Origin of the sequence: Streptomyces sp. PA03-6a, from assembly GCF_033792765.1 — a bacterium.
Classification (GTDB): Bacteria; Actinomycetota; Actinomycetes; order Streptomycetales; family Streptomycetaceae; genus Actinacidiphila.
Map to the genome: position 1 here is coordinate 1 of NZ_JARAVK010000331.1, position 8,091 is coordinate 8,091.

7 protein-coding genes are annotated in these 8,091 nt (G+C 72.9%); 3 read left to right on the top strand and 4 right to left on the bottom strand.

The features are described from left to right. Positions 1 to 585 precede the first annotated feature (585 nt). From PV350_RS41725 to PV350_RS41735, 3 genes are all read left to right on the top strand, one after another. Positions 586 to 2,394 carry a DEAD/DEAH box helicase gene (locus PV350_RS41725; protein WP_499512105.1) on the top strand — a complete coding sequence of 603 codons (1,809 nt, stop codon included), beginning with the start codon at positions 586 to 588 and terminating at the stop codon, positions 2,392 to 2,394. A gap of 328 nt (positions 2,395 to 2,722) precedes the next feature. Next, positions 2,723 to 3,388 carry an IclR family transcriptional regulator gene (locus tag PV350_RS41730; protein WP_499512104.1) on the top strand — a complete coding sequence of 222 codons (666 nt, stop codon included), beginning with the start codon at positions 2,723 to 2,725 and terminating at the stop codon, positions 3,386 to 3,388. Between the two features lie 59 nt (positions 3,389 to 3,447). Next, entirely contained in the window at positions 3,448 to 4,236 is a 789-nt protein-coding gene (locus tag PV350_RS41735; RefSeq protein ID WP_500330061.1) for a S16 family serine protease, read from the top strand. A 7-nt stretch (positions 4,237 to 4,243) separates the two neighbouring features. Here the strand turns inward: PV350_RS41735 and PV350_RS41740 are convergent, their stop codons facing one another. The 4 genes from PV350_RS41740 to PV350_RS41755 all read right to left on the bottom strand — a co-directional run. After that, positions 4,244 to 5,533, bottom strand: a complete 1,290-nt coding sequence (locus tag PV350_RS41740; RefSeq protein ID WP_500338621.1) for an MFS transporter — start codon at positions 5,531 to 5,533, stop codon at positions 4,244 to 4,246. 24 nt (positions 5,534 to 5,557) lie between these two features. After that, positions 5,558 to 6,175 carry an ArsR/SmtB family transcription factor gene (locus PV350_RS41745; RefSeq protein ID WP_499512101.1) on the bottom strand — a complete coding sequence of 206 codons (618 nt, stop codon included), beginning with the start codon at positions 6,173 to 6,175 and terminating at the stop codon, positions 5,558 to 5,560. Positions 6,176 to 6,254: 79 nt separating this feature from the next. Beyond that, positions 6,255 to 7,229, bottom strand: a complete 975-nt coding sequence (locus tag PV350_RS41750; protein WP_499512100.1) for a glycine betaine ABC transporter substrate-binding protein — start codon at positions 7,227 to 7,229, stop codon at positions 6,255 to 6,257. Continuing rightward, a partial coding sequence (locus PV350_RS41755) for an ABC transporter permease (RefSeq protein WP_500338623.1) occupies positions 7,229 to 8,091 on the bottom strand: 863 nt, incomplete at its 5' end. The genes PV350_RS41755 and PV350_RS41750, both read right to left, overlap by 1 nt.

The window sequence follows — 8,091 nt, forward strand, 5'->3', positions numbered from 1 at the left end:
CTCCCGCCCTCCCCCAGCCTTCGGCCGGGGGGACCCCCATCCGGCGCGGTCAGTGACCGCCTCGCTGCGTTCGTTGTGGGGTCGGTGCCGCGCCGGGGCACGCCCCCAGCCTTCGGCCGGGGGCGTACCCCGCCACACCCCCTTCGGTCGTGTGGGCGACTAACGGCCGGATGGGGTGAGAAGGCGGTCCGGGGTTGCCGGAAGTGCCTTACTTACCCCCACCGGCCGTCAGTCGCCCCAACACACGGGAGGGGGTGTGGCGGGGTGCGCCCATGGGGGTCCCCCCGGCCGAAGGCTGGGGGGAGACGAGCGGCGGACCCGGGCGCCGAACGACGTGGACGTAAACCGCGAGCGCTGTGGGGGTCCCCCCGGCCGAAGGCTGGGGGAGTGCGCCGGCGCGGCCCCGACCTCAGACGAACGGAGCGCAGGCCCGCACTGACCGCGCCGGGCCATCGGGAGGGTGGCGGGGAAACCCCCAACCGCAACCACAGCCGCGCCGCACACGACAACGGGCCGCAACCACGAGCCCGCGCCGCGCGCCAGTAGGCTGTGACGGTTGTCGTACCCGACCCGTCACCGGAGACCGTGACTACCACCGCCCCGCACAGCGCAAGCAGCTCGCACTCGCACCACCTGTCGCCCGCCTTCCCCGGCCGCGCCCCCTGGGGCACGGCCGGCAAGCTGCGCGCCTGGCAGCAAGGTGCCCTGGACCGTTACGTCGCGACGCAGCCGCGTGACTTCCTGGCCGTCGCGACGCCCGGCGCAGGCAAGACGACGTTCGCGCTCACCCTGGCCTCGTACCTGCTGCACAACCACCTCGTGCAGCAGATCACTGTCGTCGCCCCCACCGAGCACCTGAAGAAGCAGTGGGCGGAGGCGGCGGCCCGGATAGGCATCAAGCTGGACCCGGAGTACAGCGCGGGGCCGGTCGGCAAGGAGTACCACGGGGTCGCGGTGACCTACGCGGGCGTCGGCGTGCGCCCGATGCTGCACCGCAACCGCTGTGAGCAGCGCAAGACGCTGGTGATCCTGGACGAGATCCACCACGCGGGCGACAGCCGGTCCTGGGGCGAGGCGTGCCTGGAGGCGTTCGAGCCGGCGGCCAGGCGGCTGGCGCTGACCGGGACGCCGTTCCGGTCGGACACGAACCCGATCCCGTTCGTGACGTACGAGGAGGGCAACGACGGCATCCGCCGGTCCTCCGCCGACTACACCTACGGCTACGGCAACGCGCTCGCCGACCACGTCGTGCGCCCTGTGATCTTCCTCTCCTACAGCGGCAACATGCGCTGGCGCACGAAGGCCGGCGACGAGATCTCCGCACGGCTCGGCGAGCCGATGACCAGGGACGCGATCGGCCAGGCCTGGCGGACCGCGCTGGCGCCGACCGGCGAGTGGATCCCGAACGTGCTGCGCGCCGCCGACCAGCGGCTGACCGAGGTCCGCAAGTCCATCCCGGACGCCGGCGCCCTGGTGATCGCCACCGACCAGGACTCGGCCCGCGCGTACGCCAAGCTGATCCGGGAGATCACCGGGCACAAGGCGACCGTGGTGCTCTCCGACGACACCGGGGCGTCCTCACGGATCGAGGAGTTCAGCGCGAGCGACGACCGCTGGATGGTGGCGGTCCGCATGGTGTCGGAGGGCGTGGACGTCCCGCGGCTGGCCGTCGGGGTCTACGCGACGACGATCTCCACCCCGTTGTTCTTCGCACAGGCGGTGGGCCGCTTCGTGCGGTCGCGCCGGCGCGGCGAGACGGCCTCGGTCTTCCTGCCGACCATCCCCATGCTGCTGGAATTCGCGGGCGAGATGGAGGTGGAGCGGGACCACGCCCTCGACAAGCCCAAGAAGGAGGGCGAGGAGGACCCGTACGCGGAGTCCGAGAAAGAGCTGGAGGAGGCCGAGAAGCAACAGGACGAGGACACCGGCGAGCAGGACATGCTGCCCTTCGAGGCGCTGGAGTCCGACGCCGTCTTCGACCGGGTGCTGTACGACGGCGCCGAGTTCGGCATGCAGGCGCACCCGGGCAGCGAGGAGGAGCAGGACTACCTGGGCATTCCGGGCCTCCTCGAGCCGGACCAGGTGGAGTTGCTGCTGCAGAAGCGGCAGGCCCGGCAGATCGCGCACAGCCGGAAGAAGCCGGACAGCGAGGCGGACCTGCTGGAACTGCCCGCCGAGCGGCGGCCGATCGTCACGCACAAGGAGCTGCTGGAGCTGCGGAAGCGGCTGAACACGATGGTCGCCGCGTACAACCACCAGAGCGGCAAGCCGCACGGCGTCATCCACAACGAGCTGCGCCGGGTGTGCGGCGGACCGCCGAGCGCGGAGGCGACGGCGGGGCAGCTCAACGAACGCATCAAGAAGGTCCAGGAGTGGGCGACGCGGATGCGCTGAGCGGCGGTCGTCCGCTCATCCGCGGTGCCCGCGCCGGGTGCTGATGGTACGTCAGTGGCGCTGTGAATCTTGCGGTGCGAGAGGTGATTCAACGGAAGATTTACGTCGTGCGCCCCCGCTACCCCCGTCACGTGACCGGATTGTGGACGAAGTCTTCCGCTGAGCGGTACGCATCGCTACCGTTCCGGTCACGCAACGCGCCGTGGCAGAGCAGCCTCGGGGCGCCAGCCGGTACCGCCAGACCGGTGGCCTCTCCGCGCTCTGCCGCGGGACCGGCAGTGCTCCCGCCGTGAGAGATGAGCCGCCACTCACACGAGAAGGGGGCGTCGTGACCGCGGAGACCTCTCAGACGCTCGATCGGGGCCTGCGGGTCCTGAAGCTGTTGGCCGACACCGACCACGGACTGACCGTCACGGAGCTGGCGGTGAAGCTGGGCGTCAACCGTACGGTGGTCTACCGCCTCCTGGCCACGCTGGAGCAGCACTCCCTGGTCCGCCGGGACCTCGGCGGCCGCGCCCGGGTCGGGCTCGGCGTGCTGCGGCTGGCGCACCAGGTGCACCCGCTGCTGCGCGAGGCCGCGCTCCCCGCCCTGCGCTCCCTCGCCGAGGACATCGGCGCCACCGCCCACCTCACGCTGGTCGACGGCACCGAGGCGCTGGCCGTGGCCGTCGTCGAGCCGAGCTGGACCGACTACCACGTCGCCTACCGCACCGGTTTCCGGCACTCCCTCGACCGCGGCGCCGCGGGCCGGGCGATCCTCGCCGGGCGCAGCGTGCAGCCGTACGAGCCCGATCCACGGTGTTCCGAGGGTCCCGGGTACGTGCTGACCCACGGCGAGCTGGAGGCCGGGGCGAGCGGTGCGGCGGCCCCGCTGGTGGGCGTGCCGGGCATCGAGGGCAGCGTGGGCGTGGTGATGCTCGCCGACGCGATACCCGAACGGGTGGGTCCCCGGGTCGTCGAGGCGGCGCTGGAGGTCGCCGACGCCCTGCGCTAGCGGCCCCGGCGCCCCGGGCCCCGGCACGCCGGGCCGCCGCCGTGAACTACATTCACCCCATGCCTTTCGTCTCCGCCCGGAACCGGATCCTCGCCGTCTGCGCCGCGCTCGTGGCCGCGCTGCTGGCGGTGGCCCTGTTCGCGCCGCTGCCGATCTCGATCGTCGTGCCGGGGCTGACGGCCGACGTCCTCGGCGACGACCAGGGCAAGCCGGTGATCACGATCTCCGGGACCGGGACCCGCGACACCTCGGGGCAGCTGCGGATGACGACCATCGCGGCGACGAACCCGGACGCGGCCGTCCGCTTCGGTGACGTCCTCAAGGCCTGGTTCGCCACGGACCAGGCCGTGATGCCGCGCGACGCGGTCTACCCGACCGGCGGCACCGTCAAGGAGATCGAGCGGCACAACCAGGCGGAGATGACCGAGTCCCAGCAGGACGCCACCGCCGCGGCCCTGCGGCAGCTGCGGCTGTCCCCCTCGGACGTCAAGGTCACCCTCCACCTCGCGGACGTCGGCGGGCCCAGCGCGGGGCTGATGTTCAGCCTGGGCATCATCGACAAGATCGAGGGCAACGGCCGCGGCGGCGACCTCACCGGCGGCCGCAGGATCGCCGGTACGGGGACGATCACCGCCGGCGGCAAGGTCGGCCCGGTCGGCGGCGTCCCGCTCAAGGAGCAGGCCGCCCGGCGTGACGGCGCGACCGTCTTCCTCGTCCCGAAGGCCGAGTGCGCCGACGCCAGGGCCGAACTCCCCAAGGGGCTGCGCCTGGTGCCCGTCACCACCCTGGACGGCGCGATCGACGCCCTGGACGCCCTCGACAGCGGCGGCAAGGTCCCCAGCTGTTAGTGCGAGGTCATGTGCCCCGCCGGGTGTCCATGTGGCGCCAGGAGGGGAAGACCAGCGGGCACAGCGTCGCCAGGAAGTACGCCCCGCCGGTCAGCAGCAGCGCGCCGGCCAGGCCGATGCCGTCCACCAGGTAGCCCGCGGCGAGGCCGCCCACGGGGGTGGTGAGCAGCACCCCGGCGCCCAGGGTGCCCAGGGCGCGGGTGCGCAGCTCGTCCGGGATGTTCTCGAAGGTCACCGTCGCCAGGATCGGGTTGAGCGCCCCCGCCGCGATGCCGCCGGCCACCATGGTCACCGCCAGGGCACCCCATCCGGGCACCCACGCGGCAACCAGGAACCGGGGCGCGCCGCACAGCAGGAAGCACACCGTGTAGACCGGCCATCGCGGCAGGCGGTGGCCCACCGCTCCGTACAGCAGCGCACCGGCGAGCGCGCCGGCCCCGAAGAGCCCCGACAGCAGGCCGAGTTGGACGGAGCCGCCGAGTTCCCGGTCGGCGTGCACGGGCAGCAGCACCGAACTCCAGCCCGCGTCCAGGCCGTTGGTGACCATGACCATCAAGGTGATGGCGAGCAGCAGCCGGGTGCGGATCAGGAAGGCGTAGCCCTCGCGCAGTTCGGCCCGGTACGTGCGCAGGGAGACCGGTGCCGCGTCCTTGGCGGGTTCGGCACCGGGCAGTCCGCGGACGCCGAAGGCGATCAGCAGCGCGGAGACGGCGAAGGTCGCCGCGTCCAGCAACAGCACCGCCTCCGCGCCCAGGACGGCGATGAGCACGCCGCCGGCCGAGGCGCCGAGCATCCGGGCGCCGCGTGAGGCGCCGTCGAAGTAGCCCGCGGCGCGCCCCAGTGGCGTCCCGGCCCGCTCGGCCAGCACGGGCAGCAGGACCTCGCGCGCGGTCTCGCCGGGGGCGTGGAAGAGCCCGCTGACGGCCATCAGCGCGCACAGCTGCCAGAAGCGCAGCACGCCCGCGAAGTGGAGCAGCGGGATCGCCACGACGGCCACCGCGCACACCGCGTCCGACAGGACCGAGGACCTGCGCCGTCCGAAGCGGTCGATGACCGGCCCGCCGACGAGCGCGGAGACCACGACCGGCAGGGTCGCGCAGAAGGCCGCCAGGCCCGCGCGGGCGGCGCTGCCGGTGGTCTGCAGCACGAACCACGGTACGGCGAGCACGGTGAGCGAATTGCCGCTGATCGACACGACGTTGGCGGCCAGCACGAGCCGCAGCGGCCGCGGATCGGGTGCCGGCACGGGCCCGGTGGCCCGCTCGGTGCCGTTGGATATGCCGGTGCCGGTCTCCATGTGTGTCCCCCGTGGTCGGTGCGGTCAGTCCGCGGTGCGCGGAAAGGTGTGCAGGTGGACGCGGACGGGCACGGCGTCCCCGGTGTCCTCGCGGTCCGAGGGGTGCTGCCCTTCCGAGGTGCGGTAGCGCTCCAGCACGGCGTGGAGTTCGTCGCGCAGGGCGCGGGCCCCGGCCGGGGTGAGCCGCAGGGCGAAGTCGCTGAGGTCGAAGCTGCGGCGCCACTCCGCGGGCCAGTCGCCGACGGTGGCGAGCCAGGTCTCCAGCTCCGCGGCGTGGTGCGCGGCGACCTCGCGCCCGAACAGCCCGATGGCGGCGCGCACTTCGGGGTCGGCGTGGCCGAGGAAGCCCCCGGCGTCGAAGTGCGTGCCGCGGTGCGCGGCCCTCCACCAGCGCTCGCGCGCGGTGCCGCGGTCCGGTTCCTCCTCGACGAAGCCGTACGCCGCCAGTTGCCGCAGGTGGTAGCTGGTGGCGCCGCTGGACTCGCCGAGCCGGGCCGCCAGGCCGGAGGCGGTGGCGGGGCCGTACTCGCGCAGCGCGGCGAGCAGCCGGATGCGCAGCGGGTGCGCGAGGCCGCGCAGGGTGCGCGGGTCGAGGCGGATGACGCCGGGGTCGGTCGCGTCGGCGGTGGGGTCGTCTGGCACGGTCCCACCGTAGAGGTTGCAAAGACTCCTTTGCAATGCTTTCTTTGCATGCATCGTCCGACGCACGCGGCCCGCGCGCTCACCCCGCCCTGATGAAGCCCTCCTTCACCAGCCACTCCTTGGCGACCTCGTGCGGGTCCTCGCCCTCCACGTCCACCTTGGCGTTGAGCTCGCGGCCGACGTCGGTGGTCAGCTTCTCCGACAGCGGGTCGAGCAGGGAGCGGATGGCCGGCCAGCGCTCCAGGGCCTCGCTGTTGACGACGGGGGCGGCGTCGTAGTTGGGGAAGAAGCGTTTGTCGTCCTCCATGACCTGCAGGTCCAGGGAGGCGATCCGGCCGTCGGTCGTGTAGACCTCGCCGAGCAGGCAGGAGCCGGGCTTGGCGATCTGGGTGTAGATGATCCCGGTGTCCATCTTGCGGATGTTGGCGGAGGGCAGGTCCATGCCGTACGCCTTCTCCATGCCGGGCAGGCCGTCGTCCCGCGAGGCGAACTCGTTCTCCACGCAGAGGGTGACCGCCTTGGGGTCCCTCCGCGACAGTGCGGCGACGTCGGACAGGGTCCGCAGCCCGTACGGACGGTTCTTGTCCCGGCTGATGGCGAGGGCGTAGGTGTTGTCCAGGGTGGACGGCCGTAGCCAGGTGATGCCGTTGCGCAGGTCGGCGTCGCGGACGGCCCGCCACTGCTCCATGGGGTCGGCGATGGGCTCGTCGTGGCCGAGGTAGGTGATCCAGGCGGTGCCCGTGTACTCGTACATGGCGTCCGCGGCACCGGACTTGACCGCCTCCCGCGCCCCGATGGAGCCCTGGATGTTGGTGCGGTCCAGCACCTCGGCGCCGGCCGCCTTGAAGACCAGGCCGATCATCGAGCCCAGGATGATCTGCTCGCTGAAGCTCTTGGACGTCACCGTCAGGGAGGCGCCCTTGAGCGGGAGCCCCTGTCCCAGGGAGCCGGGGCGCACGTCGTCGACGAGCGGGCTGCCGCTCTTGAGCCCGCAGCCCGGGGCGCAGGCGAGCAGCACCAGGAGGCCCGCGGCGGCCAGGGCCCGGCGGCGCATCAGCCCGTGTCCAGACCGTGCGGCCGCAGCAGCTGCTCGGCCAGCGACGCCAGCCAGTCCACCAGCAGGGCCAGCACCACGGTGAGCACCGAACCCAGCACGAGCACCGGCATGCGCTGGGTGACGATCCCGGTGGTGATGATGTCGCCGAGGCCGCCGCCGCCGACGAAGGTGGCGAGCGTGGCGGTGCCCACGTTGAGCACGAGCGCGGTGCGGACGCCGGCCAGGATCAGCGGTACCGCCAGCGGCAGTTCGATCCGGGACAGCGTCCCGGCCGCCGACATCCCGATGCCGCGCGAGGCCTCGATCAGAGTGGGGTCGATGGCCCTCAGCCCCGCCATGGTGTTGGACAGCACCGGCAGCACCGCGTAGACCACCATGCCGATCAGCGCCGTGCGCGGCCCGATGCCCAGCCAGATGACCAGCAGCGCCAGCATCCCGATGGCGGGCGTCGCCTGCCCGATGTTGGCGATCGCCGTGACCACCGGCGCGGCGGGGCGCAGGCGCCGCCGGGTCAGTGCGATGCCGAGCGGGACGGCGATGACCAGCACCCAGAAGGTGGAGATCGCGGTCAGCTTGACGTGCTGCCACAGCCGCACCCTGACGGTGTCGCCGACGAGGGCGTTCTCGGCGATGGAGTCGAGGGTGATGCCGGTGATCCACAGATAGGTGGCGAGCAGGACGAGGGCCAGCACGAACGGGGTGACCAGCAGTCTCCGCCAGGTCAGCCGCCGGGCCGGCGGTCGGGCGGCGGGCCCGGGGGGCCGGTCGCCGAGGCCCTCGCCGCCCGTGGGTTCCTCCGGACCGGCCGGGCCCTGCCCGGCCCCGGGAGCCGTCGCGGGCCCGCCCGGCCCGCGACGGC

Bases quoted from the DNA above. Each gene is read 5' to 3' on its own strand.
- PV350_RS41735 (WP_500330061.1), top strand. From the start codon at position 3,448: ATGCCTTTCGTCTCCGCCCGGAACCGGATCCTCGCCGTCTGCGCCGCG.
- PV350_RS41740 (WP_500338621.1), bottom strand. From the start codon at position 5,533: ATGGAGACCGGCACCGGCATATCCAACGGCACCGAGCGGGCCACCGGG.
- PV350_RS41750 (WP_499512100.1), bottom strand. From the start codon at position 7,229: ATGCGCCGCCGGGCCCTGGCCGCCGCGGGCCTCCTGGTGCTGCTCGCC.